23 protein-coding genes and 1 other annotated feature are annotated in these 26,995 nt (G+C 59.6%); of the genes, 17 read left to right on the plus strand and 6 right to left on the minus strand.

Features of this window, described 5'->3' with window-relative positions; all coding sequences use genetic code 11:
- Positions 1-41 precede the first annotated feature (41 nt).
- Positions 42-1,331 (minus strand): MFS transporter, encoded by a 1,290-nt coding sequence (locus ATU_RS05690; RefSeq protein WP_010971432.1) that lies wholly within the window; start codon positions 1,329-1,331, stop codon positions 42-44.
- Between the two features lie 180 nt (positions 1,332-1,511).
- On the opposite strand from ATU_RS05690, the gene aspS reads away from it, so the two are divergent.
- The 4 genes from aspS to ATU_RS05710 all read left to right on the plus strand — a co-directional run bounded on the left by aspS (position 1,512) and on the right by ATU_RS05710 (position 7,166).
- Positions 1,512-3,299 carry an aspartate--tRNA ligase gene (aspS, locus tag ATU_RS05695; protein WP_010971433.1) on the plus strand — a complete coding sequence of 596 codons (1,788 nt, stop codon included), beginning with the start codon at positions 1,512-1,514 and terminating at the stop codon, positions 3,297-3,299.
- A 2-nt stretch (positions 3,300-3,301) separates the two neighbouring features.
- On the plus strand, positions 3,302-3,778 hold the full coding sequence (locus ATU_RS05700; RefSeq protein WP_010971434.1) for an FUSC family protein: 477 nt from the start codon (positions 3,302-3,304) through the stop codon (positions 3,776-3,778).
- 255 nt (positions 3,779-4,033) lie between these two features.
- Positions 4,034-5,476: a cell envelope integrity protein CreD gene (creD, locus tag ATU_RS05705; RefSeq protein ID WP_035256506.1), complete on the plus strand. Its 1,443-nt coding sequence runs from the start codon at positions 4,034-4,036 to the stop codon at positions 5,474-5,476.
- A gap of 78 nt (positions 5,477-5,554) precedes the next feature.
- Positions 5,555-5,610, plus strand: a sequence feature (sul1 is cis-regulatory element that is thought to sense ions involved in sulfur or methionine metabolism; They are found in Alphaproteobacteria).
- A 74-nt stretch (positions 5,611-5,684) separates the two neighbouring features.
- The gene (locus tag ATU_RS05710; RefSeq protein WP_010971436.1) at positions 5,685-7,166 is read left to right on the plus strand and encodes a SulP family inorganic anion transporter; all 1,482 of its coding nucleotides are present in this window, start codon (positions 5,685-5,687) and stop codon (positions 7,164-7,166) included.
- A gap of 40 nt (positions 7,167-7,206) precedes the next feature.
- Here ATU_RS05710 and ATU_RS05715 read toward each other — a convergent pair whose 3' ends face one another.
- Positions 7,207-8,397, minus strand: a complete 1,191-nt coding sequence (locus ATU_RS05715) for a hypothetical protein (protein WP_010971437.1) — start codon at positions 8,395-8,397, stop codon at positions 7,207-7,209.
- 229 nt (positions 8,398-8,626) lie between these two features.
- Here ATU_RS05715 and parC point away from each other — a divergent pair, with 229 nt between their 5' ends.
- Complete coding sequence (parC, locus tag ATU_RS05720) at positions 8,627-10,879, plus strand: DNA topoisomerase IV subunit A (RefSeq protein ID WP_010971438.1); 2,253 nt, start codon at positions 8,627-8,629, stop codon at positions 10,877-10,879.
- Between the two features lie 96 nt (positions 10,880-10,975).
- On the opposite strand, the gene ATU_RS05725 is transcribed toward parC, so the two are convergent.
- The 3 genes from ATU_RS05725 to hemB all read right to left on the minus strand — a co-directional run bounded on the left by ATU_RS05725 (position 10,976) and on the right by hemB (position 13,481).
- Entirely contained in the window at positions 10,976-11,734 is a 759-nt protein-coding gene (locus ATU_RS05725) for an arginyltransferase (protein WP_010971439.1), read from the minus strand.
- A gap of 177 nt (positions 11,735-11,911) precedes the next feature.
- Positions 11,912-12,370: an RDD family protein gene (locus tag ATU_RS05730; protein ID WP_010971440.1), complete on the minus strand. Its 459-nt coding sequence runs from the start codon at positions 12,368-12,370 to the stop codon at positions 11,912-11,914.
- A 97-nt stretch (positions 12,371-12,467) separates the two neighbouring features.
- Positions 12,468-13,481, minus strand: a complete 1,014-nt coding sequence (hemB, locus tag ATU_RS05735) for a porphobilinogen synthase (protein ID WP_010971441.1) — start codon at positions 13,479-13,481, stop codon at positions 12,468-12,470.
- Positions 13,482-13,654: 173 nt separating this feature from the next.
- Between hemB and ATU_RS05740 the strand changes: the two genes are divergently transcribed.
- The 12 genes from ATU_RS05740 to ATU_RS05795 all read left to right on the plus strand — a co-directional run bounded on the left by ATU_RS05740 (position 13,655) and on the right by ATU_RS05795 (position 26,189).
- Positions 13,655-14,092, plus strand: coding sequence for a DUF6163 family protein (locus ATU_RS05740; RefSeq protein WP_006312832.1), 438 nt, complete (start codon positions 13,655-13,657; stop codon positions 14,090-14,092).
- Positions 14,093-14,326: 234 nt separating this feature from the next.
- Positions 14,327-14,836, plus strand: coding sequence for a transcriptional regulator LdtR (gene ldtR / locus ATU_RS05745; protein WP_169539083.1), 510 nt, complete (start codon positions 14,327-14,329; stop codon positions 14,834-14,836).
- A 373-nt stretch (positions 14,837-15,209) separates the two neighbouring features.
- The gene (locus ATU_RS05750; protein WP_006312830.1) at positions 15,210-16,541 is read left to right on the plus strand and encodes a L,D-transpeptidase family protein; all 1,332 of its coding nucleotides are present in this window, start codon (positions 15,210-15,212) and stop codon (positions 16,539-16,541) included.
- A 354-nt stretch (positions 16,542-16,895) separates the two neighbouring features.
- The gene (glyA, locus tag ATU_RS05755; RefSeq protein WP_006312829.1) at positions 16,896-18,185 is read left to right on the plus strand and encodes a serine hydroxymethyltransferase; all 1,290 of its coding nucleotides are present in this window, start codon (positions 16,896-16,898) and stop codon (positions 18,183-18,185) included.
- A 12-nt stretch (positions 18,186-18,197) separates the two neighbouring features.
- Entirely contained in the window at positions 18,198-18,677 is a 480-nt protein-coding gene (nrdR, locus tag ATU_RS05760; protein ID WP_003512508.1) for a transcriptional regulator NrdR, read from the plus strand.
- 2 nt (positions 18,678-18,679) lie between these two features.
- A complete protein-coding gene (gene ribD / locus ATU_RS05765; protein ID WP_010972651.1) occupies positions 18,680-19,924 on the plus strand; it encodes a bifunctional diaminohydroxyphosphoribosylaminopyrimidine deaminase/5-amino-6-(5-phosphoribosylamino)uracil reductase RibD in 1,245 nt (414 codons plus the stop codon).
- The gene (locus tag ATU_RS05770) at positions 19,924-20,535 is read left to right on the plus strand and encodes a riboflavin synthase (RefSeq protein WP_006312826.1); all 612 of its coding nucleotides are present in this window, start codon (positions 19,924-19,926) and stop codon (positions 20,533-20,535) included. The genes ribD and ATU_RS05770 overlap by 1 nt, the downstream gene beginning before the upstream one ends.
- A gap of 293 nt (positions 20,536-20,828) precedes the next feature.
- Entirely contained in the window at positions 20,829-21,461 is a 633-nt protein-coding gene (locus ATU_RS05775) for a LysE family translocator (RefSeq protein WP_010971443.1), read from the plus strand.
- A gap of 176 nt (positions 21,462-21,637) precedes the next feature.
- Entirely contained in the window at positions 21,638-22,084 is a 447-nt protein-coding gene (locus tag ATU_RS05780) for a 6,7-dimethyl-8-ribityllumazine synthase (RefSeq protein ID WP_006312824.1), read from the plus strand.
- Between the two features lie 4 nt (positions 22,085-22,088).
- Positions 22,089-22,586, plus strand: a complete 498-nt coding sequence (nusB, locus tag ATU_RS05785) for a transcription antitermination factor NusB (protein WP_010971444.1) — start codon at positions 22,089-22,091, stop codon at positions 22,584-22,586.
- 21 nt (positions 22,587-22,607) lie between these two features.
- A complete protein-coding gene (locus ATU_RS05790; RefSeq protein WP_010971445.1) occupies positions 22,608-23,831 on the plus strand; it encodes an MFS transporter in 1,224 nt (407 codons plus the stop codon).
- Positions 23,832-24,050: 219 nt separating this feature from the next.
- Positions 24,051-26,189: a sodium-translocating pyrophosphatase gene (locus ATU_RS05795; protein WP_010971446.1), complete on the plus strand. Its 2,139-nt coding sequence runs from the start codon at positions 24,051-24,053 to the stop codon at positions 26,187-26,189.
- A 74-nt stretch (positions 26,190-26,263) separates the two neighbouring features.
- Here ATU_RS05795 and ATU_RS05800 read toward each other — a convergent pair whose 3' ends face one another.
- Entirely contained in the window at positions 26,264-26,797 is a 534-nt protein-coding gene (locus tag ATU_RS05800; RefSeq protein WP_006312820.1) for an outer membrane protein assembly factor BamE, read from the minus strand.
- Positions 26,798-26,995 lie beyond the last annotated feature (198 nt).

Below are 26,995 nucleotides of genomic sequence, written 5' to 3' on the forward strand. Positions count from 1 at the left end.
TTTGCCGGGCGCATGTCAATACAAAGCCCGCTTTTCCGGCCTCAAGGATCGTTTTTCTCGGGCGGATCGGGCTCCGGTTCATCTTTTTTGGGGTGGTCGGCCTTTTGGGGCGGGGTGGGGGCGGCGAGCTTCTGGAAATAGGCGGATGTGCGCAATAGCGAACGGAACCGCCAGTTCCTCTCCTCGACGGGAACACCTTCGCGCACCTGCAGCCGGTACAGCGTGTAGGCGATGAAAACGATCTGGATCGCGGCCGTATAGCTGAACAGTGCCTTCGGGCCGAACTGATCGATCAGCAGCGAGGCGAGCAGCGGTCCGACCGTCGCGCCCACCGACCAGAAAAACAGCAGCCCGGCCGACATCATCGCATGTTCGCCTTCCCTGGCGTGATCGTTGCCATGCGCGGAACTCAGCGAATAGAGCGGCAGGGCAAAGGCGCCAAAAACGAAGACGCCGATGATGTTGCTCCACTCGTCGGTGCCGGCGAAGAAGGCGAGGAACAGGCCGACGATGACAGAGCCGGCGGTGGTGGCGAGAATGATGATGCGCCGGTCATAGCGATCGGAGTAGACGCCGAGCGGATATTGCAGCACCACGCCGCCGATGATGCCGGCACTCATGAAGGTGGCGATGGCGGTGACGGACATTCCGATCTGTTCGGCATAGATCGGCCCCATATTGCGAAACGCCGCCATGCTGAGACCGACGGCCACGCAACCGACGACGGCAAGCGGCGAGATGCGCCAGACCGCGAACAGATTGAAGGGAATCTGCTTCGGCGGCGTGGGGTTGGATTTGTCGGCAATCGAGATTGGCACCAACGACAGCGTCAGTGCCATGGCGATCAGCGAAAACACCACGGGTCCATCAATGCCGGCGATGGGAATTATATATTGGGCGAGCGTCACGGAACCGAGATCGACGAAACGATAGATCGACAGCGTGCGCGCACGGTTGGAATTCGTCACCTGCGCATTGATCCAGCTTTCGATCGCTGCAAAAAGACAGGCGACGGCAATGCCGATGACGAAGCGCATCAACATCCAGAACAGGGGATGGAGGACGAGCGGCATGGCAATTGAGGCGGCCGATGCGACCGCCGCCATCGTGGCGAAGGTTCTGATATGGCCGATCCGGCGCATGAGCTGCGTCACCGAAATGCAGCCGAGTGCGAATCCGATGCTATAGGCGGCGCTGATGAGGCCGATGGTGCTGGCCGAAAAGCCCTCGGAGAGGCCGCGCAGCGCGATATAGGTTCCCTGAAGACCGTTGCCGCCGATCAGAATGCCGGCGGTGACGAGAAGCGGGATAAGAGGTCTGATCTGGCTCATTGCGGGCCGACTCGGTTTGGCGGGCTGGATTAGCCCTATCTAAAGCCAAGGCGGGCGAAAGGACAGGCGGAAGGCGACAATCTTGCGCTTTGCCTTGACAAATCAGGCTGGTCATGCGCTTTTCCGGCAAATTTCGACAGTGCCGCCTCTCTGGCCCACGACACGTTCCAGGATATAAAAATGCATCGTTATCGCAGCCACACCTGTGCCGCTCTCCGCAAGTCCGACGTCGGCGAAACCGTTCGCCTTTCCGGTTGGGTTCATCGCGTGCGAGATCATGGCGGCGTTCTCTTCATCGACCTTCGCGACCATTACGGCATCACCCAGGTGGTGGCCGATCCTGATAGCCCGGCCTTCAAGGTTGCAGAAACCGTGCGCGGCGAATGGGTCATCCGCATCGACGGTCTAGTCAAGGCGCGTTCGGAAGACACCATCAACAAAGGCATGGCGACCGGCGAGATCGAGCTTTACGCGCAGGAGATCGAAGTTCTTGGTGTTGCCAAGGAACTGCCACTGCCGGTGTTCGGCGAGCCTGAATATCCCGAAGACGTCCGCCTGAAGTATCGCTTCCTCGACCTTCGCCGCGAAACCCTGCACAGGAACATCGTCAAGCGCACGCAGATCATCTCCTCCATGCGCAAGGGCATGGGCGATCTGGGCTTTGCCGAATATACGACGCCGATCCTCACTGCATCCTCGCCGGAAGGCGCGCGCGACTTCCTCGTGCCCTCGCGCATCCACGAAGGTCAGTTCTTCGCGCTGCCGCAGGCGCCGCAGCAGTACAAGCAGCTTCTGATGGTTGCCGGTTTCGACCGCTACTTCCAGATCGCCCCCTGCTTCCGCGATGAAGACCCGCGTGCCGACCGTCTGCCGGGCGAATTCTACCAGCTCGACGTCGAAATGAGCTTCGTGACCCAGGAAGATGTCTGGACCACGATGGAGCCGATGATGACGGCCGTGTTCGAACAGTTTGCCGAAGGCAAGCCGGTGACGAAACAGTGGCCGCGCATCCCCTATGACGAATCGATCCGTAAATACGGTTCCGACAAGCCGGACCTGCGTAACCCGATCGTCATGGAAGCCGTGACTGAGCATTTCGACGGTTCGGGCTTCAAGGTCTTCGCCAACATGATCGCTTCCAACCCCAAGGTTCAGGTCTGGGCGATCCCCGCCAAGACCGGCGGTTCGCGCGCTTTCTGCGACCGCATGAACGCCTGGGCGCAGTCTCAGGGCCAACCCGGCCTCGGCTACATCTTCTGGAAGGAAGAAGAAGGCAAGGTTGCCGGTTCGGGTCCGCTTGCCAAGAACATCGGCGAAGAACGCACCGAGGCGCTGCGCCAGCAGCTCGGTCTCGAGGCGGGCGATGCCTGCTTCTTCGTTGCTGGTGATCCCGCCAAGTTCTACAAGTTCGCCGGCGAGGCGCGCACCCGCGCTGCCGACGAGTTGAACCTGATCGACCGCGACCGCTTCGAAATGTGCTGGATCGTCGATTTCCCGTTCTTCGAATACAACGAAGAAGAAAAGAAGATCGATTTCGCCCACAACCCCTTCTCCATGCCGCAGGGTGGAATGGAAGCGCTGGAAGGGCAGGACCCGCTCTCCATCAAGGCGTTCCAGTATGACGCGGTCTGCAACGGTTTTGAAATCGCTTCCGGCTCGATCCGTAACCAGTCGCCCGAGCTGATGGTCAAGGCTTTCGAAAAGGTTGGCCTCTCGCAGAGCGATGTGGAAGAGCGCTTCGGCGGTCTCTATCGTGCCTTCCAGTATGGCGCGCCTCCGCATGGCGGTTGCGCCTTCGGTATCGACCGTGTCGTCATGCTGCTGGTCGGTGCGAAGAACCTGCGCGAAATCACGCTGTTCCCGATGAACCAGCAGGCGCAGGACCTTCTGATGAATGCGCCGTCGCCGGCAACGCCAACACAGCTTCGCGAACTGGCGCTGCGCGTCGTTCCGTCCAAGAAGGACTGATCATGTTGAAGACGCTGCTCGACCGTGTTCGCGCAGCCTTCACCCGTGCATTGGCGGCCGCGCTTGCGGCCGCTTTTGCGTTCTGGGTCGCGCATCGGTGGCTCGGCCATCCGCAACCCGTCTTTGCCGCGATCAGCGCGCTGATCTGTCTGTCTCCCGGTATTCCAAGCCATGTCCGTCAGGGGCTTGGGCTGATGGTCGGCGTCACCGTCGGCATTCTTGTCGGGGAGGTCGCGCTTCTCGTTCCGCATGACTTCGCCGAAATCCGCTTGGCCTCGGCGACCTTCATTGCCATGATCCTTGCCACCCTGTTCGGCCTGCCTGCCGTCGTCCCGATACAGGCTGGCGCTTCGGCCATGCTCGTCCTGCTGATGGGGCCGCAAATCGCCGGTTTTGTCCGGTTTGTCGACGTCATCGTCGGTGTGGCAGTCGGCGTCGTCGTTGCGCTGGTTTTTTTCCGCGAGCGTCTGAAACTCTAGCTCTGCGTACGCTCATCGATTTGACCCCAAATCTCGCTACCATCGGGAGTGTCGAGTATAGCCTCTACGCTCATCCCGGCATCGCCACAATTTTACCGCGAGATTTGCAGAATTCCGCGAATAATCAGCCGAAATCCCATTCCAGTATAGGCGCTGTGTCCGCTTGGGCACGCAAAGCAACTCGATTTTAATTTGGGACGGCGCCAGCCAATCTTTTTCCGGTTCTGGCGCGATCATATTTAAGAGGATTTCCGAATGGTACATGAGACGGACAAAGACCCGGCGCCGGCGGTCGGGCCGCTTGCTTCAGCCATGCCGCGCGGCAATTTTGCCGCCAGCCTGCGTTCACCCGGCGCGAAGTTTCTGATGATAGGTTTCATTTCGTTGGTTCTGCTGGTTCCGCTCTTGCTCGTCTGGGGGCTGACGGAAGAGCGCGCCTCGCGGGCGAGGGAGGTTTCCGCCCGGATCGCGAACGGGTGGGGCGGCGATCAGGTTGTGAACGGCCCTTATCTCGCCGTACCCTTCGATGTCGAACGTCGCCGCGAGGTCGATGGCCGAACCATTGTGGACCGCACGACAGAGTGGGCGCTGGTCATGCCGGAAACGCTGCAGGTAACGGCCGACCTCAAGACCGAGGAAAAGAAGCTCTCGATCTACAGCTTGCCTGTCTATAACGGTGCTCTCGTGCTCAAGGGCCGCTTCGGACAGGGCGTCCTGCAAGATCTCGCCCGTTTTGCCGGCACACCGCGTCTCGACAATGCCATCCTCGTCCTCAGCATAGGGGATATTACCGGCATAAGATCGAGCGCCGGGGTTCGCATAAACGGCGGCGCAGTTTTGCCCTTCGATCCCGGCATGCGCGATATGTCCGTTATCGCAAGCCGCGCCCTCGAAAATAACTCCATAAGATCAGATGCGGGCGTGCACAGGCAGATCGACAGGAACCTCATCGAGAGTGGCTTTGATTTCGATATCGCATTTTCGCTGAATGGTTCTGGCAGTTTCGCAGTTGCGCCGGCCGGCCAGACAACGAGCTTCACGGCAAAAGCCGACTGGCCGCATCCCGGTTTTGAAGGTTTGTTCCTGCCGGAGGTCAAAACGGTCACGGCTGCGGATTTCAACGCCAGCTGGACGATTCCCTATCTCGCAAGGGGAATAGATCGCGTGGTGGAGGGTCCGCGACTGCCGCTCTCCAACAGCCTGATGACGATCAATCTCGTGGAACCGGTGAAGTTCTACCAGGTCATCGCCCGGACACTGAAATATTCCATCGGCTTCATCTCGCTTGTCTTCCTCGCCGTCTTCATTGTGGAACTCAAGGGCGGCAGCGTTGTGCACTGGATACAATATGTGCTGACGGGTCTGGCGCTCATCGTCTTCTATGTGCTGCTGCTCGCATTAGCCGAACATACGGGTTTCACCGTTGCCTATGCCGCTGCCTCCTTTTCCACGGCGGCCCTGATTGCCTTTTATCTTGGCAGTGCCACCCGTAGTCGCAGAAACGGTCTTGCACTTTTCAGTGTTCTGGCGGTGGCCTACGGTGTGATGTATCTGGTTCTGAACGAAGACGAATATGCGCTGCTGGCGGGCGCGGTCATATCGTTTATCGCCATCGCTGCAACCATGTTTGCGACGCGCAAAGTCGATTGGTCTGGAGCCGGCACCGCCGCGAACAGCGAGTTCTCCAGCCGCACCTGACGCGAGACCGCATGGTCTGAAAAGCGGGCTGCTTAACTTGCGGCCCGCTTTTTTGCTGTTTATAGGTGGATTACTCACCACGGACCCGGTGAAATCCCGGGTGGCTCTTCTGGCCGCCGATCCGCCAGACAACGCAAAGCACCGACATTCCTTTTTAATCTACCGGACACGGCTCCGGCCGGTGCGTCATTCTTTGCGAAAAAATCAGATGAACAGATTTCAGACTTACAGACGTGAGTGGTTTTCCAATATTCGCGGCGATGTGCTTTCCGGCATCGTCGTGGCACTCGCCCTCATTCCCGAAGCCATCGGCTTTTCCGTCATTGCCGGTGTCGATCCGAAAGTGGGGCTGTTTGCCTCCTTCGCCATCGCCTGCGTTTCCGCCTTCACCGGAGGGCGGCCCGGCATGATTTCGGCGGCAACCGCAGCGACAGCCGTGCTGATGGTCACGCTCGTCAAGGAACATGGCCTGCAATATCTCTTTGCCGCCACCATCCTCATGGGTGTGTTACAGATCGCGGCAGGTTTTGCGAAACTCGGCCGGGTGATGCGCTTTGTGTCGCGCTCGGTGATGACCGGTTTCGTCAATGCATTGGCGATCCTCATCTTCATGGCGCAATTGCCCGAACTGATCGGCGTGCCGGTTGAAACCTATGTCATGATCGCGGCCGGTCTTGCGATCATCTATCTCTTTCCGCTGGTGACGAAGATCATCCCGTCACCGCTGGTCGCCATCGTCGCCCTGACCTGCGTGGCGGTTTTCTCTGGCATGGACATCCGCACGGTCGGCGATCTCGGCGAGTTGCCCTCGACGCTGCCGATCTTTGCCCTGCCGCAGGTGCCGCTGACCTTCGAGACGTTGCAGATCATCTTTCCCTATTCGATTGCACTGGCTGCTGTCGGCCTGCTGGAATCGCTGCTGACGGCACAGATCGTCGACGACATGACGGATACGGGCAGCAACAAGAGCCAGGAATGTATCGGGCAGGGGACCAGCAACATCGCGTCGGCTCTCATCGGCGGCATGGGTGGCTGCGCCATGATCGGCCAGTCCGTCATCAATGTTCGCTCCGGTGGCAGGGGCCGCTTGTCCACCTTCGTGGCGGGCGCTTTCCTGCTGTTCCTCATTCTGGTGCTGGACGATCTCGTGCGCATCATTCCCATGGCAGCGCTGGTGGCTGTCATGATCATGGTCTCCATCGGCACCTTCTCGTGGCGCTCCATCCTCGATCTCACCCGAAACCCGCCATCATCGAGCATTGTCATGCTGGTAACAGTCGGCACGGTGCTCGCAACGCATGACCTTGCAAAGGGCGTGCTGGCCGGCGTCCTTCTCTCCGGTGTGTTTTTTGCGGGCAAGGTTTCAAAGCTTTTCCACGTCCGGCCGGAGCTTTCAGCCGATGGCCGGGAGCGGATCTATCGCGTCGACGGCCAGATTTTCTTCGCGTCGACGGAAAGCTTTATCGCCGCCTTCGATTTTGCAGAAGAGGTGGAGGCGGTGACGATCGACGTTACGCAGGCGCATCTGTGGGATATTTCGGCGGTTGGCGCGCTGGACAAGGTGGTCCTGAAGTTCCGCAAGACCGGCAAAAGGGTCGAGGTCATCGGCGTCAATGAGGCGAGCGCCCATATGATCGACCGTTTCGCCCTGCACGACAAGCCGGACGCGGCGGCAGCGCCGTTGCACTGAGTAGAAAAAAGCCCCGGTCTTAAACCGGGGCTTTGTCGTCCTATTCGTTTGCCGTCACCGTCACGCCGAGCATTTTCGGCAGGGTGTTCGGCGCACCCATCGCAGCGCCCATGATCATCGGGAACGGAACCGGCTTTTCCGGCTCGGCCGTGATCGAGAAGTTCTTCGGGTTGTCGATATAGGCGTTGATGGCCGTCGACACCATGTTCTGCAATTCCGGAACGTTGAGCGAGGCCATCATGATCGGCGCCATGCCCTTGATGGTCTGGGCAAGCTGGTCGCCCGTCATGCCCTGCTGGCTTGCCGCATAGTCGATGGCGCGCTTGGTGATGCTGGCGTCTTCGAAGCTGATTTCAGCGTTGACGAAGGACAGCTGCTGCATCAGGCCGAGCATGGCAAGGCTTGCCGCCTGGTCCGCCTGTTCCTTGTTCGGGTTTGCCGCCTGTGCCTTCACCGTCTCCTGCATCGACTTGATGAAGGCGAGCGTGTAGCCGGAGAAACCGAACGACATGTTGAGGCGACCGACGTCATCGAGGTCGATGGCGTATTCCTCGACATCAACAGTGCCGGAAGCGACTTCCCAGCTGCCGCTCATGGTCATGTCGCCGGAAAGCGCCTGCAGCTTCAGCTTTTCAATGGCATCCTTGGTCGCCGGGTCGGTGACTTCGCTGAGATCGGCCTTGAAGCCGGATGCGTCGAGTTCGAAACCGATCGAGTTCTTATCGTCGCTGACGGACATCGTCGCGCTGGTTTCCTCAAGCGAGAAAGCCTGCTTGCCGTCGACGGAAACGGAGATCGGGCCGCTATGGGCTTCATCATAGAACATCAGTGCATCGACGTTGCCCGTGGTCGCATCGGCCGGGATGACGAGACCGGACATGTAAATGTCGCTCGCCTTGATTTCTACCTTTTCCTGCTTGTAGTCGATGTTGTCGAAGCGGGCGTTCTTGATCTTGTAACCGCCGTTGTTTTCCTCGACGCCTTCAAGCGTGATATTGCCAACCGGGATCTTTTTGGCCGGATCGGCGGCCGCGTTGAAGGTCACGCCGTTCAGCGTCACCGTGTCGCCGTTGACGGCGACGGAGCCGGCGGCGATCTCGCCGCCCTGTGCGGCATAAGCTGCATTGATCTTCTTCAGCACATCACCGCCATCCAGCGCAAAAGCCGGCGCCGAAAGCGTAAGAAGCGCGGCACTCGCGAAAAGAACCTGCCGGGTGGATTTCAGTCTCATGATGTTTCTTCCCTCAACGTACGGATGTGCACCGTGTCAGAATGCTAATGGTGATACTTATATTCACGATTATTCAAAGGTCTACAGAATTTAGATCGATTCCCATGACGGCGGCATTGCGGCATTTACAACGCGGTTAACAAAAAACCTTGCTTGGCATGTGTTTTCATCCACAGCGCAGACCCCTTGGTTTCTTGCCGGTTATCGGCATTTCCGCTAGTCAAGCACCATGGGAAAAGATCTTGTACCTCCGTCCGGCGGAGACGATAACATTCATCCGGTCGATTTGAAGGCGGCGCTTGAAGAGCGCTACCTCGCTTATGCCTTGTCCACGATCATGCATCGTGCGCTGCCGGATGTGCGCGACGGCCTGAAGCCGGTGCACCGCCGCATCATTCACGCCATGAGTGAAATGGGTATTCGTCCCAACTCGGCCTTCAAGAAATGCGCGCGTATCGTCGGCGATGTGATCGGTAAGTTCCACCCGCATGGCGACCAGTCGGTCTATGATGCGCTGGTGCGTCTCGCGCAGGATTTCTCGCAGCGTTATCCGATTGTCGACGGGCAGGGCAACTTCGGCAACATCGATGGCGACGGCGCCGCCGCCTATCGTTACACCGAAGCGCGCATGACCGATGTGGCGGCACTGCTGCTGGAAGGCATCGGCGAGGACGCGGTGGATTTCCGCGCCACCTATAATGAGGAAGACGAAGAACCGGTGGTCCTGCCGGGCGCTTTCCCGAACCTCCTGGCAAACGGTGCCTCTGGTATTGCCGTGGGCATGGCGACATCGATCCCGCCGCACAATGCCCACGAACTTTGCGACGCCGCGCTGCATCTCATCAAGCACCCCGATGCGACGGTGGAAAAGCTGGTGGAGTTCATTCCTGGCCCCGACCTGCCAACCGGTGGCGTGATCATCGAAAGCCGCGAGAATATTCTCGATGCCTATAAAACGGGCCGCGGCGGTTTCCGCGTGCGCGCCAAATGGGAAACGGAAGATCTCGGCCGTGGCGGCTACCAGATCGTCATCACCGAAATTCCCTTCCAGGTGCAGAAATCGCGGCTGATCGAAAAGATCGCCGAGCTGCTGATCGCCCGCAAGCTGCCTTTGCTCGAAGACGTCAGAGACGAATCCGCCGAAGACGTGCGTATCGTTCTGGTGCCGAAAAACCGCACCGTCGACGCGACGCTGCTGATGGAATCGCTGTTCCGCCTGTCCGATCTCGAAAGCCGCCTGCCGCTCAACATGAATGTGCTGTCGCTTGGCAAGGTGCCGAAGGTCATGGCGCTGAACGAGGTACTGAGCGAGTGGCTGGCGCACCGCAAGGACGTGCTGGTCCGCCGCTCCCGCCACCGTCTGGCAGCTATCGACCGCAGGCTCGAAATTCTGGGCGGCTTACTTATTGCCTACCTCAATCTCGACGAGGTGATCCGCATCATCCGCGAGGAGGACGAGCCGAAACAGGTGATGATGGCCAGGTGGTCGCTCACCGACAATCAGGCCGAAGCCATCCTCAACATGCGGTTGCGCAATCTGCGCAAGCTCGAGGAATTCGAGATCCGCAAGGAACACGACGACCTCAGCAAGGAAAAGTCAGAGATCGAAGGGCTGCTCGCCTCCGATGACAAGCAGTGGCAGACAGTCGCCTGGGAAATCGGCGAGGTCAAAAAGAAATACGCCAAGGCAACCGAAATCGGCCGCCGCCGCACGCAGTTCGCGGATGCGCCGGATGCTGACATCGAGGCCATCCAGCAGGCGATGATCGAAAAGGAACCGGTCACCATCGTCATCTCGCAGAAGGGCTGGATCAGGGCGCTGAAGGGGCACATGTCCGACACGTCGGCCCTGACCTTCAAGGAAGGCGACGGACCGAAGCTCGCCTTCCCGGCGCAGACCACCGACAAGCTGTTGCTGCTGACGACAGGCGGCAAGGCCTATACGCTCGGCGCCGACAAGCTGCCGGGCGGGCGTGGCCATGGCGAGCCGATCCGCATCATGGTCGATATGGAGAACGATCAGGATATCCTGACAGCCTTCGTACACGATCCGTCGCGCAAGCTGCTGCTGGTCTCGACTGGCGGCAACGGCTTCATCGTCGCCGAAAGCGAAATGATCGCGAATACCCGCAAGGGCAAGCAGATCATGAACGTCTCGATGCCCGATGAAGCAAAGCTCGCGGTGCCGGTGACGGGCGACCATGTCGCCGTCGTTGGCGAGAACCGCAAGCTGCTTGCCTTCCCGTTGTCGCAGGTGCCGGAAATGTCACGCGGCAAGGGCGTGCGCCTGCAACGCTACAAGGATGGCGGCGTGGTGGACGTGAAGTGCTTTGCGCTGGCGGATGGCCTCAGCTGGTCCGATACGGCCGGCCGCGCTTTCACCAAGGTCGGCGAAGAGTTGCGTGAATGGCTGGCTGACCGCGCAACGGTGGGCCGCACCGTGCCGAAGGGCTTTCCGCGCAGCGGGAAGTTTGGCGGGTGAAATTTGAGCTGCGTCCCGGGAGATCATTCGGGACGTCTTTCATAGCGCCTGTCTCGCTATTCCAACTGAGTATTTTGTTTCAGGGCTACGCGACGCTTATTCTTCTTTGGGAGAGTAAATCTCCCACCCGCGCGGCGTCAGATGCTCCTGCGGATGGTAGCGGGTCTTGTAACCCATCTTTTCCGAACCATCGACCCAGTAGCCGAGATAGACGTGCGGCAGGCCGAGGGCGCGGGTGCGGGTGATGTGATCGATGATCATGAAGGTGCCGAGCGACCGTTTTTCGAGCTCAGGATTGAAGAAGGAATAGACCATCGACAGGCCGTCGCTCATCACGTCGCTCAGCGCCACGGCCAGAAGCTCGCCACGCTTGCTGGAATCGATGCCGGAGCCGGGTTCGCGCACGCGATATTCGATGATGCGGGTGTTCACATGCGTGTCTTCCACCATGATCGCATAGTCCAGCGCCGACATGTCGGACATGCCGCCGGACTGGTGGCGGTGGTCGAGGTAGCGGCGGAAGAGGGCGAATTGTTCGGTGGAGGGTTCGGCAGCATGAACCGTGGCGACGACATCGCTGTTGGCGGCAAGAACGCGCCGCATCGATTTCGTCGGCTGGAACTGTTCGGTCAGGATGCGAACGGAAACGCAGGCGCGGCAGGTTTCGCAGGCCGGGCGATAGGCGATGTTCTGTGAGCGCCTGAAACCGCCCTGGGTCAGAAGGTCGTTCATTTCCGGGGCGCGCGGGCCAACGAGATGGGTAAAGACCTTCCGCTCCATCTGGTTCGGCAGATAGGGGCAGGTGGCTGGCGCCGTAAGATAGAATTGAGGAGAGGGCGTCGCCTGCGTGTTCATCGAACCGTGATCGCCTCCTGCGTCAGTTATGAAAGCGCGCCGCGATTTCACGGGGCCGGCGGCGGCGCTTCAAGCGACATGTATAATGTCACAGAATGGCAAAATGACGGAAAACGTCAACTGCGGGATGAGCTATTGGACGGGTAGAAAGCCACGTTTGCGTGGCTTTCCCCGATATCAGCGCGTTCTGACGATGACGGTGCCGAGCAGGAAGTCGTGAACGAGGCGCGAGCGCTCGGTAAACAGGCCTGCGAGAAGAATCAAAGGCGTCAAAACCGAGTTGATGACCCAGAAAAGCACGATGTGCACGGTCGCCAACAGGAAATCGATTCGCCGTCCGTCCATGCGCGCCATGGCAATCCCCATCGCCCGCATGCCGGGTGTGGCCTGTGAGGGACCGCCCAGCGAAACGCCGAAATAAAGCACCGCGACGATGACGAACAGCGCCGGGAAGAGGAACCAGCCAAGGCCGAGGGTAATCACGCCGAGAAAGAAGACAATCACGGCGGCCGGGATGCACAGCAGGAGAACGATCGCGTAATCGATCAGGAACGCAAAGATGCGCCGGCTCAGGACGCCGCTATAGGCGCGCCAGTCATCCGGTGCGGCATAGGTGGGGTTCTGTTCGAGGCTCATCGGTCGTTTTCTCCTGAGAGGGTCTGACAGCGCGGCATATTCGCCGTGTCAGCAGACAATATGGGAAGAAAACGACCGAATACAATAAGCGCCGGCCTCAGTGCTTTGCCAGTTTGCGTGCTGCCTCGATGGCGAAATAGGTGAGAATACCGTCGCAACCCGCACGCTTGAAACAGAGAAGCGTTTCCATCATCACGCGCTCGCCGTCGATCCAGCCATTCATGGCCGCGGCCTTGATCTGGGTATATTCGCCGGACACCTGATAGGCGAAGGTGGGCAGGCCGAAATTCTCCTTCAGCCGCCAGCAGATGTCGAGATAGGGCAGGCCGGGCTTGACCATCAGCATGTCGGCGCCTTCCTCGACGTCAAGCGCCGCATCGCGGATCGCTTCCATGCCGTTGGCGGGGCTGATGTAATAGCTGTTTTTGTCGCCCTTCAGCAGGCCGGCGGTGGAGATCGCCTCGCGATAGGGACCATAATAGCCGGAGGAGAATTTCGTCGCATAGGCCATGATGCCGACATTCTGGTGCCCGGCGGCATCGAGACCGCGACGGATGGCGCCGATACGGCCATCCATCATCTCCGAGGGGGAGATAATGTCCGAACCGGCTTCCGCCTGCAGGATGGCGGCCGTGACGACCTGCTCGACGGTTTCGTCATTGACGATCTCGTCGCCCCGCAGAATGCCGTCATGCCCATGGCTGGTGAAGGGATCGAGCGCGACATCGGTGATCATGCCGATATTTGGAACGGCTTTTTTAACGGCGATCGTCGCCTGATTGATGAGATTGTTGGCTTCGAGCGCATTCGAGCCGGTCTCGTCGCGCAGCTCCATCTCGATATTGGGAAAGGTGGCGATTGCGGGAATGCCGAGATCGGCGGCTTCCTTCGCCGCTTCCACCAGCCGGTCGACGCTCATGCGGTTGACACCGGGCATAGCCGGAATGGGCTCGACAATATTGCTGCCAGGCACGATGAAAACCGGCCAGATGAGGTCATCAACGGTCAGGCGATTTTCCTGAACCAGACGGCGCGTCCAATCCGCCTTGCGATTGCGCCGCATGCGGCGATGGCCGGTGATCTCGTCGACCAGATGCGTTTTGTCCTGCATGTCAGAATGTCCTTCGATAAAATTTGGAAAGCTGCATACCATGAACATTGGCCCATGCGAATGCGACAATCTTCCCTCATCGGCTGCCTGACGGACGATGGTGTTTTGACAAGGCAGGCGGCGGGATTCAATATGGACTGGTCGCCCGCCCGTCGAGACCTTATCTTCCGGCCATGGAACCTGATTCTCAACCTCTGCCGAAACGCCCGCTGACGGAAATCCTGTTTCTGGTCTTCATGAGACTGGTTGCGGTTTCCTGTTTCTGGTTCGGCCTGCAATATTGGGCGATGCTGACCGGTTATTCGCTTGGCGGTCATGGACGCTTCGATATGCTGAACCTGCCCTGGCGAGTAGCGGGCAGCGCGCTGGCGGTTATTTTCCCGGTGGCGGCCCTCGGCCTGTGGCTCGGTGCCTCCTGGGGGGCGGTCATGTGGGTGATGGGCGCCGGCACGCAGATCGCCATGTATAAGGTATGGCCGCATATCTTCGGTGCCAACACGTTGGTGCCCGTCATGCACGGTCTCGTGGCAACCATTTATATACTATTCCTGGTCGCTTTCTGGCTGGATCACCGCCAAAATGAAGAGCGCGCAAGAATTGATTTACCATAAGAATAAAGCAATTCGGCCTGTTTTCAGGCCGGTTTTTCCGCTTAAGTCATTGATTTATAATGTACTGGCTCTGAGCATTCCCGCTTCGCCACAAGTTCGGCGCCTTCGGGAAAATGTAGGCAACCATTTGTTAATCGTAGCTTTTAAGTAGAATTTTATGCGCATTGATTAGGTTCTCACTCAAGGCGGGAGACAAACAAACACACCGCCAAACAAAACAGTGAGGCAGTCATGATCAATAGCAAAGTTAAGCCGCAGGCCGTTGTTGCCGACGCACACGAAGATACCATCCGTTCGCTCTACATGGAGTCGCTGCACCTGGTGGAACGCCTCCACCGCCGCCTCCTCGACGTCATCAAGGACGAGTTCGACCGTCAGGGTCGCGATGACGTCAACGCCGTTCAGGCACTCCTGCTGTTCAACATCGGTAACTCCGAACTGACGGCCGGCGAACTTCGTTCCCGCGGTTATTACCTCGGCTCGAACGTCTCCTATAACGTCAAGAAGCTGGTCGACCTCGGTCTCATCAACCACCAGCGTTCGCGTGTCGACCGCCGCTCGGTCCGCATCAGCCTGACCGAAGAAGGCCAGGCCATCGCCGAAACGGTTGCCCGCCTCTATGAACGCCACGTCGGCTCGATCGAAAAGGTCGGCGGCATCGGCACCGGCGAGTTTTCCGAAATGAACAAGCTGCTGCAGCGCCTCGACCGTTTCTGGAACGACTCGATCGCTTACCGCCTGTAATTCCGCGACGGTTTCACTGTTTAAGCCGGGGGCATCCTTTGCTCCCGGCTTTTGGATTCCTCGCCCTGCCGCCACGCTTTTTTGCCTGTCAAGCCCGACTGTCCATAACGCATTAGCCCTGTTTTTCAGGGGAACACAGCTTCGTGAGAAGAGGGCAGTGACACGAATCGGCCATATTGATATGGGACGCGCAAGTCTAAGGAGCCGGCTGTTTCTCCTGTTGTTGCGGCAAGTTGTCGACTGTACTGCCAGACATCAACGCCCTGATGATGCGTATCGGGTATTACCGGCCGGCAGACACGTTGTACGTGTTTGTTAATCATATTGATTTAGGCATTGTTCAGAATGCCGAAGAGAGTGGCTGGTAGGTAGAATGACAAAGAAATCCGTTTCCGATTCCGTATCGCGCCGTGCGCTTCTGCGTTCGGCCGTTTCCGTTGGTGTTGCCGCGCTTGCCGCGCCGGCCTTGGCGCAGAACGCGCTCAACGATCTCATGGGCTCTTCGCGCCGCGGCAACTGGGATGACCAGTTCGACGCCAATACCTCGCGTTCGGCGGTGGGTGTCGTTTCCAACAACCCGGTACTCGGACGGGAAGCGCCTGTCTACATGCAGCAGGCGATCATGCAATATCAGCAGATCGTGCAGAATGGCGGCTGGCCGGATGTACCCACTTCCCAGCAGCGTCTCCAGATCGGCGTTTCCGACCCTTCCGTGCAGGCGCTGCGTCAGCGACTGATGGTATCGGGCGACCTGCCGCGTGAAGCCGGCATTTCCAGCGCCTTCGATTCCTATGTCGATGGCGCTCTGAAGCGTTTCCAGGCGCGTCACGGCCTTCCGGCTGACGGCGTCAGCGGCGAATACACCACCAAGGCGCTCAATGTTTCCGCGCAGATTCGCCTGGCGCAGTTGCAGACCAACCTCGTGCGCATCCAGTCCATGTCCGGCGATCTCGGCCAGCGTCACATGATGGTGAATATCCCGGCGGCTGCCATCGAAGCCGTTGAAAATGAACGCGTCGTGCTGCGCAATACCGCCGTTGTCGGCCGCGCCAGCCGCCCGACCCACGTCATCAACTCCAAGGTTTACGAGGTCATCCTCAATCCTTACTGGACCGCGCCGCGTTCGATCGTCGAAAAGGACATCGTGCCGCTGATGCAGAAGGACCCGACCTATCTGGAGCGGAATAACATCCGCCTCATCGACGGCAAGGGACAGGAAGTCTCGCCGACCACGGTCGACTGGTTTGCGCCCAAGGCTCCGAACCTGATGTTCCGTCAGGACCCCGGCAAGATCAACGCCATGTCCTCGACGAAGATCAACTTCCACAATCCGAACAACGAATATATGCACGACACGCCGCAGCAGGGCCTGTTCAACAAGCTGATGCGCTTCGAGTCCTCCGGCTGCGTGCGTGTGCAGAACGTGCGCGACCTGACGTCCTGGCTGCTGCGTGACACGCCCGGCTGGTCGCGCCAGGAAATGGAACGCGTCATCGCATCGCGCGTCAACACGCCGATCAAGCTCGCGCAGGAAGTGCCTGTCTATTTCGTCTACATCACCGCATGGTCGGCGAAGGACGGCGTAGTTCAGTTCCGCGACGATATCTACGGCAAGGACGGCAACGCCGAACTGGCGCTCAACACCACCGCGGGCATGGAGCAGCCGGCAGGTGCGGTGGACGACGATCTCTTGCCGCGCAACTGATCGGGCTTTTTGCCGTCAGCGTGGAATTGTGGGCGAGGGGACAGGTGATCGCTGGAAAGCCGGCCAGTCCCTCCGCCGTCATCCTCGGGCTTGTCCCGAGGATCTAATCACCTATCGTAAAATAGAAGCGTTGCAGATCCTTGGGACAAGCCCGAGGATGACGCGAGTGTGTGGCTTGGCCGCGCATCATCGAAGCGCCGCCTTTATTTTCCGTCGTATCCTGTTTTTCATAAAAACATCTGTCACTTTTCGCCGCAACGTCGCAGTTTGACGGGCAAATCTCGCTGGCCGTATTGCTCTTGTTCGGGCAGGGCGCTAAGACGCCATCGCATTACTGTTTCAGGAGCCTTCACCATGTCGAACACAGATGCTTTCTTCTCCCGTCCGCTTGCCGAAGTCGATCCGGATATTTTCGGCGCGATCGAGAAGGAACTGGGTCGCCAGCGCCACGAGATCGAACTGATCGCCTCGGAAAACATCGTTTCCCGCGCTGTGCTTGAAGCGCAGGGTTCGATCATGACCAACAAATATGCGGAAGGTTATCCGGGCAAGCGTTATTACGGCGGCTGCCAGTTCGTCGATATCGCTGAAGAGCTTGCCATCGAGCGCGCCAAGAAGCTGTTCGGCGTCAACTTCGCCAACGTTCAGCCGAACTCCGGTTCGCAGATGAATCAGGCCGTGTTCCTCGCGCTTTTGCAGCCGGGCGATACCTTCATGGGTCTCGATCTGAACTCGGGGGGCCACCTGACGCATGGTTCGCCGGTCAACATGTCCGGTAAATGGTTCAACGTCGTGTCCTACGGCGTGCGTGAAGGCGACAACCTGCTCGACATGGACGAAGTGGAGCGCAAGGCCAAGGAAACCCGGCCGAAGCTGATCCTTGCCGGCGGCACCGCCTATTCGCGCGTCTGGGACTGGAAGCGCTTCCGCGAGATCGCCGATGAAGTCGGCGCCTATCTGATGGTCGACATGGCCCACATCGCCGGTCTCGTTGCCGGTGGCCAGCACCCGTCGCCGTTCCCGCATTGCCATGTTGCCACCACCACGACGCACAAGTCTCTGCGCGGCCCGCGTGGCGGCATGATCCTCACCAATGACGAGGATCTGGCCAAGAAGTTCAACTCGGCCGTATTCCCCGGCCTGCAGGGTGGCCCGCTGATGCATGTCATCGCCGCCAAGGCCGTTGCCTTCGGCGAAGCGCTGCAGCCGGAATTCAAGGACTATGCCGCGCAGGTCGTGAAGAACGCCAAGGCGCTGGCCGAAACCCTGATCGAAGGCGGTCTCGATGTCGTCTCCGGCGGCACCGACAACCACCTGATGCTGGTCGATCTTCGCAAGAAGAACGCCACCGGCAAGCGCGCGGAAGCAGCCCTTGGCCGCGCTTACATCACCTGCAACAAGAACGGCATTCCTTTCGACCCGGAAAAACCCTTCGTCACGTCGGGTGTCCGTCTCGGCACGCCGGCCGGCACGACGCGCGGTTTCAAGGAAGCGGAATTCCGCGAAATCGGCAAGCTGATCGTCGAGGTTCTCGACGGCCTGAAGGTTGCCAATTCGGATGAAGGTAATGCCTCCGTCGAGGCTGCCGTGCGCGAAAAGGTCGTCGGTTTGACCGACCGTTTCCCGATGTATCCGTACATGTAAGGAAAGAAAAAGATGCGCTGCCCATTTTGCGGTTCCGAAGACACACAGGTCAAGGACTCGCGTCCGGCGGAGGACAACACCTCCATCCGTCGGCGGCGCATCTGCCCGGATTGCGGCGGCCGCTTCACGACCTATGAGCGCGTGCAACTGCGCGAGCTGATGGTCATCAAGAAAAGCGGCCGCAAGCTGCCGTTTGACCGGGAAAAGCTGGTTCGCTCCTTCGAAATCGCGCTGCGCAAGCGCCCGGTTGATCGCGACCGGATCGAGCGGGCCGTTTCCGGCATTGCCCGCCGTCTGGAAAGTTCCGGCGAGACGGAAATTCCCTCGGAAGAAATCGGCCTTCAGGTTCTGGAGGCGCTGAAGAGTCTCGATGACGTGGCCTTTGTGCGCTACGCTTCGGTCTATCGCGATTTCAGCCATGCCGAGGATTTCGAAAACGTGATTGCCGAAATCAACGCCAAGATCGCCCGAGATACAGACGCCGGAGCATAGCCGTGACGAGCCGCGCCGATGACGAAAAATTCATGGCCCGTGCAATCGAGGTTTCGCTTCGCCACCAGGGCCAGACGCTGACCAATCCCTCGGTTGGCTGTGTTCTCGTAAAAGACGGACAAATCATTGCCGAAGCGGTGACCGCCATCGGCGGCCGGCCGCACGCCGAACGCCAGGCGCTGGAAATCGCCGGCGAGGCGGCGCGTGGCGCGACTGCCTATGTAACGCTCGAACCCTGTTCCCACTGGGGCAAAACCCCGCCCTGCGCCAACGCGCTGGTCGAATACGGCGTGGCGCGGGTCGTGGTGGCGGTGGACGATCCGGATGAGCGTGTTTCCGGCCGTGGTTATACGATTTTACGCGATGCCGGTATTGTTGTGGAAACAGGCCTGCTGCGTGATGAGGGTAAGCGGGCGCTTGCAGGTTACCTCACACGTCAGATGAAAAAACGCCCGCATGTGATTCTGAAGCTTGCTGTTTCCGCTGATGGCATGATTGGCCGGGAAGGCGAGGGGCAGGTGGCGATTACCGGGGCGGAGTCGCGCCGTGTGGTGCATGAACTGCGGGCGCGCTGCGATGGCATTCTTGTCGGTATTCGTACCGCGATTGCGGATGATCCGGAACTGACGGTGCGCATTGCCGGCATGGAGCGCCGCTCGCCGGTGCGGATCGTGCTGGATCGGCAGTTTGAGTTGCCGCTGATGTCGAAGCTTGTGCGGAGCGCGCGCGAGGTGCCGGTGATCGTTGCGGCGTTACCCCCCTCTGCCCTGCCGGGCATCTCCCCCTCAAGGGGGGAGATCGGCGAGGCGCTGTCCGCTCGCTCAAATTTTGAACCCGTTTCTCATTCTCCAGCCGTTGATGTTGGGCAAGACAGTGCCCCATCGATCCCCCCCCTTGAGGGGGAGATGCCCGGCAGGGCAGAGGGGGGTAACCCCAACCTCCGACGTCAACTCCTGACCGACGCAGGCGTCCAGATCCTCGAAGCATCAACCCTCGAAAACCTCCTCCACATTCTCGCCGAAAGCGGCATTTCGGAACTTCTGGTCGAAGGCGGCGCTTTTGCCGCAAAATCATTCCTTGAAGCCGGGCTGGTGGACCGTATCATGCTGTTCGAAAGCCCTGTCGTGATCGGCGAAGGCGGCATTGAAACGCCGCTTCGCCGTGCCGATATCACGGGCGACTATGCTCTTGTCAGCGAAACAGCCTATGGGCCGGATCGCTGCTTCGATTATGAAAGGCCGATTTGATGTTTACCGGAATTGTCACCGATGTCGGAACCGTATCCGAGCTGGAAGCGCTGCCGGAGGGTGTTCGCCTGCGCGTGGCGACCAATTACGATCCGAAGACCATCGATATGGGCGCATCCATTTCCCATGGCGGCGTGTGCCTGACGGTGACGAAGCTGCCTGATGATGGCAGCAATGAACGCTGGTACGAGGTCGAGGCATGGGAAGAGGCGCTGCGCCTCACCACGATTGCAGGCTGGAGACAAGGCACGCATGTCAATCTGGAGCGGGCGCTCAAGATCGGCGACGAACTCGGCGGCCACATCGTCTCTGGCCATGTTGATGGCAGGGCGGAAATCCTGTCGGTTGAGCCGGAAGGCGAAGCGGTGCGCATCCGCCTGCGCGCGCCGGAGCATCTGGCGAAATTCGTTGCTCCCAAGGGCTCCGTGGCGCTCGACGGTACGTCGCTCACCGTCAATGCTGTTGAAGGCACCGATTTCGACGTGCTGCTGATCCGTCACACGCTTGCCGTCACCACCTGGGGCGAACGTCAGCCGGGTGATTTCGTTAATTTCGAGGTCGATACGATGGCCCGTTATGCCGCAAGGCTTGCGGAATTTCCGTCTGCGTAAACCGACAGGGACACGGCGGGTTATAATGCTCGCTGACGCCTCATCCACCCTTCATTCCGGCCCTGAGCCGGAATCCAGCCAGCCCAAGTCCTTGGGCTGAAAAGAGTCTTTTCGCCGCGCAGACGCTCATCGACTGGATACCGGCTCGAGGCCGGTATGACGGAGGAGAATGATCGGCATCGACGCTGGCACACGTGCAATTGCTCCGCTTCCTGTCGAACCGGAAAGATTGTAAAGACGTCGTTCTATCGTTTGAAATCGACTGCCAGCGAACGGGGTAGGGGAAATACATCATGCCGTCTTTTGAACTGCTGACAGCCTTTTTCATCACCACCGCCCTGTTTGCCTACATTCCCGGCCCAGCCATGCTTTATGCGGCGGCGCAGACTATGGCGCGTGGCCGGTTTGCCGGGCTGATGGCGGTGCTCGGCATCCATGTCGGCTGCTATTTTCACATTTTCGCGGCGGCTGCGGGCCTCTCGGTATTGTTTCAGGCGGTGCCCTGGCTTTACCTTGCAGTGAAGCTCTGCGGCGCGCTTTATCTCATCTGGCTTGGGTTTTCGATGCTGCGCAGCAAACTGGAAGGCGAGGCGGTCAATCTGACCATCGAGCCGAAATCGGCCCGCCGCGCCTTCATCGACAGCATCATCGTTGATGTGCTCAACCCGAAGACCGCGCTGTTCTTTCTGGCCTTCCTGCCGCAATTCGTCGACCCGGCGGCGGCCTTTCCCGTCTGGCTACAGTTCCTGATCCTCGGCATTGCCGTCAATTTCATCTTCTCCTCCGCCGATCTCGTCGGCGTGCTTCTGGCGGGCGCCATGGTCCGGCGTCTGAAACGGTCCAGCGCCGTGCAGGCTCTCGCCCGACGTGTCGCCGGAACGGTACTGATGGGGCTTGGTGTCCATCTGGCTTTCCAGAAAAGCTGATTTTTCAGCCTTGCCGCACAGACATTAAGCCTTGCAGCAGCTGGTGCAAACGGGTCATGCTGCGCGGGCAATGCACGAAAATACTTGCCAAGAACGGCCAGCCGTGGTTTGACCGCCGCAAATGCCGGTATGATCCGGCGTAAAGCTTTTCGGGAAAATCCCCCAGGAACCCTCACATGTCCAAACCCCATCTTCTTATCGTGGAAGCACGTTTTTACGACGATATGGCGGATGCCCTTCTCGAAGGCGCGAAGTTCGCGCTTGAGGAAGCCGGCGCCACCTATGACGTCATCACCGTTCCCGGCGCGCTGGAAATCCCCGCCGCTATCGCCATGGCGCTCGATGGTGCAGACAATGACGGCACCGAATATGACGGTTTCGTTGCGCTCGGCATGGTCATTCGCGGCGAAACCTATCACTTCGATATCGTCTCCAACGAATCCTCCCGCGCCCTGATGGATCTCGCCGTCAGCGAATCGCTGCCGATCGGCAACGGCATCCTCACCGTCGAAAATGACGAGCAGGCCTGGGCGCGCGTGCGCCGCTCCGACAAGGACAAGGGCGGTTTTGCCGCCCGCGCGGCGCTCACCATGATCGAGCTGAAAAAGAAACTGGGTGGCTGAACGCATGTCGGATGTTGAAAACGGCGGCGAACCGCGCCAGCCTTCGGTAAAGCCCGCCAACCAGCGCGGTGCGGCCCGTCTAGCGGCCGTGCAGGCGCTGTACCAGATGGATGTCGGTGGAACCGGCGTGATGGAAGTCGTCGCCGAATATGAGGCGCACCGTCTTGGCCAGGAAGTCGATGGCGATACCTATCTGAAGGCTGATCCTTCGTGGTTCCGTTCGATCGTCTCTGGCGTCGTGCGCGATCAGACGAAGATCGACCCGCTGGTACGCTCCGCCCTCCTGGAAGACTGGCCGCTCTCGCGTCTCGATGCCACCGTGCGCGCCATCCTGCGTGCCGGCACCTTCGAGATTCTCGAGCGCAAGGACGTGCCGGTTGCCGTCATCGTCACCGAATATGTCGAAATCGCTCGCGCTTTCTTCGAACATGACGAGCCCAAGCTGGTGAATGCGGTGCTTGACCGCATTGCCAAGCAGGTGCGCGGCGAGGCAAAACGCTGAAGTAAAACAGGTGAGGAAGAGATGAGCGTGGTTTCCGTCCCAGGACTAGAGGTTCAACTGGACGAGGCGAAGCGCAACGTCTTTCTCCTCACCATGGCGCAGGCGATCATGGGATCGGCCGCGCCCTTGAGCTTTTCGGTCGGCGCGCTCGCGGGTTATCAACTGCTCGGCGCCGACAAGTCACTGGCAACTGCGCCGCTTACCGGCTTCAATATCGGCGTGGCGCTTGGTGCGATCTGCGTTGCGGCCGCATCCCGTTTCCTTGGCCGCAAGGCCGGCTTTATGGTCGGCGCGCTGATGTGCTCCATCGGCGGCGGCATCGCCGCTGTCGCGCTCTTCCGCTCCGATTTCTGGCTGTTTGCCGTCGGTCTACTGTTGATCGGCATTTCCGGCGGCTTCACGCAGAAAATCCGCTTTGCGGCGGCCGATGCATCGCCGTCCTTTTACAAGGCGAAGGCGATCTCGTGGATTCTGGCAGGTGGCATCATCTCCGCCATTGTCGGGCCGCAGCTTGCCATCTTCGGCAAGGATCTGCTTGCACCGGTTACTTTTGCCGGTGCGTTCATCGCACTGGTGCCGCTCGGTCTCGTCTCGATCGCCATTTTGTCATTTCTGAAATTGCCCGACCCGAAGACCGCGTCCACCCATGCTGAGGAGGTGAGGCCGCTTTCGGAAATCGTCCGCACCCAGCGTTTCGTTACCGGCATGATCTGCGGTATCGGCTCTTACGCCTTGATGACCTTCATGATGACCGGTGCACCGCTTGCTATGGTGGTCGGCTGCGGTTTCCCGACCGAACTCGCGACGCTCGGCATCCAGTGGCACGTTCTGGCCATGTTCGCCCCGAGCTTCTTCACCGGCATGTTGATTTCCCGATTCGGCGCGGAAAAAATTGTGGCAGCTGGCCTCATCGTGCTGATGGCCTGCGCCATCGTCGCCCATATGGGCATAGAATTGTGGAATTTCTGGGCAGCGCTCATCCTTCTCGGTCTCGGCTGGAATTTCGGTTTCATCGGCGCGACCGCCATCATCACGTCAAGCTACCGCCCGCATGAGGCGGACAAGGTGCAGGGTTTCCACGATATCGTGCTGTTCGGCACGGTGGCGTTGTCGTCCTTCTCGTCCGGCAAGGTGTTTACGGCATGGGGCTGGTCGGTGATGAACCTTGTCATCTGGCCGGTTGCGGGCCTTTGCCTGCTGCTCGTCCTGTCGCTTCTGCTGAGGCAGCGCAGGAACGTCGCGTAAGGTCGCGCTCGTTCTCTACCCCTTTCATGTTTCAGGCAAATTTGTGGGCTTGACGCCGCACCTTTCGCCAACGCAATCTTGCCGCGCAGGTCGTTTTTCCTTGGGAGGGGAAGAATTGGCCAAGACAGGACCCGGCGTGCGTTTCATCGCCTGGTCCTTGCACATGGTTCGCCACGCCGGGGAGGGAGTGAGACCCGGCCTTTTGGGAGGTAAGTGCGCATGACCGTAATACCCATAGTAATTTTATGCGGTGTCCTGTCCGTGGTTTACGCGGTATGGACCACCAAGAGTGTTCTCGATGCCGATCAGGGCAACGAGCGTATGCGTGAAATAGCAGGTTATATCCGTGAAGGCGCACAGGCTTATCTCACCCGTCAATATCTCACCATCGCCATCGTCGGACTGATCGTCGCCGTTCTCGCCTGGTATCTGCTGTCGGCCATCGCGGCCATCGGTTTCGTTATCGGTGCGGTATTGTCCGGCGTCGCCGGTTTCGTCGGCATGCATGTTTCCGTGCGTGCCAATCTGCGCACCGCGCAGGCAGCATCTCACAGCCTTGGTGCCGGTCTCGATATCGCCTTCAAGTCGGGCGCCATTACCGGCATGCTGGTTGCCGGCCTCGCGCTGCTTGGCGTTTCAATCTATTATTTTGTTCTGACGTCCGTCCTTGGCCATCCGCCCGGATCACGCGCCGTTATCGACGCGTTGGTGTCGCTCGGTTTCGGCGCTTCGCTGATCTCCATCTTCGCCCGTCTCGGCGGCGGTATCTTCACCAAGGGTGCGGATGTCGGCGGCGATCTCGTCGGCAAGGTGGAGGCGGGCATTCCCGAGGATGATCCGCGCAACCCCGCAACCATTGCCGACAATGTCGGCGATAACGTCGGTGACTGCGCCGGCATGGCGGCTGACCTGTTCGAAACCTATGCCGTCTCCGTGGTCGCGACCATGGTTCTCGCCGCGATCTTCTTTGCGGGAACGCCGATTCTGGAAAGCGCCATGGTCTATCCGCTGGCGATCTGCGGCGCCTGCATCCTGACCTCGATTGCCGGTACCTTCTTCGTGAAGCTCGGCACCAACAATTCCATCATGGGCGCGCTCTACAAGGGGCTCATCGCCACTGGCGTGTTCTCAGTCGCCGGCCTTGCCGTGGCAACCTATGCCACGGTCGGCTGGGGAACGATCGGCACGGTGGCCGGCATGGAGATCACCGGCACCAACCTCTTCTTCTGCGGATTGGTTGGCCTCGTCGTGACGGCGCTGATCGTCGTCATCACCGAATATTATACCGGCACCAACAAGCGGCCGGTCAATTCCATCGCCCAAGCATCGGTTACCGGCCACGGCACCAACGTCATTCAGGGCCTTGCGGTCTCGCTGGAATCGACCGCGCTGCCGGCCATCGTCATCGTCGGCGGTATCATCGGCACCTACCAGCTCGGCGGCCTGTTCGGCACCGGCATCGCCGTTACCGCCATGCTCGGGCTGGCGGGCATGATCGTCGCGCTCGACGCCTTCGGCCCGGTCACGGACAATGCCGGCGGCATCGCCGAAATGGCGGGTCTCGATCCTGATGTGCGCAAGGCGACCGACGCGCTGGATGCCGTTGGCAACACCACCAAGGCGGTGACCAAGGGTTACGCCATCGGTTCGGCCGGTCTCGGCGCATTGGTGCTGTTTGCGGCCTATGCCAACGACCTGTCCTATTTCGCCGCCAATGGCGATACCTATCCTTACTTCAAGGATATCGGAGAAATCTCCTTCAGCCTCGCCAATCCTTACGTGGTTGCCGGTCTGCTGTTCGGCGGTCTCATCCCCTACCTCTTCGGCGGCATCGCCATGACGGCGGTGGGTAAGGCGGCAAGCGCCATCGTTGAGGAAGTCCGCCGCCAGTTCCGCGAAAAGCCCGGCATCATGGCCGGCACGGAAAAGCCTGACTACGGCAGGGCCGTGGACCTGCTGACCAAGGCGGCAATCAGGGAAATGGTCATCCCGTCGCTTCTGCCGGTTCTCGCGCCGCTCGTGGTTTATTTCGGCGTGCTGCTGATCTCGGGCTCAAAGGCGTCCGCCTTTGCCGCGCTGGGTGCATCCTTGCTGGGTGTCATCATCAACGGGCTGTTCGTGGCAATTTCCATGACGTCGGGTGGTGGCGCCTGGGACAACGCCAAGAAGAGCTTCGAAGATGGCTTCATCGACAAGGACGGGGTACGCCACGTCAAAGGTTCCGAGGCGCACAAGGCATCGGTAACGGGCGACACGGTCGGCGATCCCTACAAGGATACCGCGGGTCCAGCCGTCAACCCGGCCATCAAGATCACCAATATCGTGGCGCTGCTGCTGCTGGCAGTTCTTGCCCACTGAAGGCTACGGTTCCGACAAATGAAAAGGCCCGGGGAGCGATCCCCGGGCCTTCGAACTTTCCGTTCCTGCTGCGGTCAGGGGGCGTTGTTGCCGCCCTGGCCGAGAATGCTCTTGGCGATATTGGCGCCCGAGGTGCCACCGGAGAGCAGCTGCTGCAGGAAGGTGAGATCCTTGCCGCCGGTCGGCGTGGTACGCGAAATCGAGTCGAAGACCTTGCCGTCCTGCAGCGTATAATTGGCCTTGCGCTCGATGACGCCGTCCTTGTTGAAATAGATCGCGAGAATGTTCTGCTCGACCAGCGACGGCTTCAGGAAGGCCGCGCGGCGCACGCGCTTCTGCGAGATGTAATAGAACACCTCGTTACCGAAAGTCGCGGTGGTGGAGGGCGTGCCCATGGTCAGGAGAACCTGCTCACGGCTCGAGCCTTCCGGGATCAGCTGCAGCGACTGATCGTCCATGACGTAACCATTGTGGAACACATCTGTCGTGCTGGTGCAGGCGGAAAGCAGGCCGGATGCGAGCACGATTGCGATGGCGGTTTTGCTCAGAATTTTGCCGTGACTTGCGGATTTCTGCTTGCTCAACTGCTTTTCCCCGACTGCGATCATGAATGGCACCTTCCGGCATTGCGTGGTGCACAGTGTCTGTGCACATGATTGTGTCAATCCGGGGACGGAAAATCCCGATCACCCCCCAAATTCAATGCTTTCCCGGCCTTTTGGAACTCCTCCGGTTCTCTTCGACTGTTTCAGCCAAAAGACGAACGTGACCGTGACAGCATTGCAATTCGTGGATGCTTCGGTAAA

The sequence above is a fragment of the Agrobacterium fabrum str. C58 genome (assembly GCF_000092025.1).
Lineage (GTDB): Bacteria > Pseudomonadota > Alphaproteobacteria > Rhizobiales > Rhizobiaceae > Agrobacterium > Agrobacterium fabrum.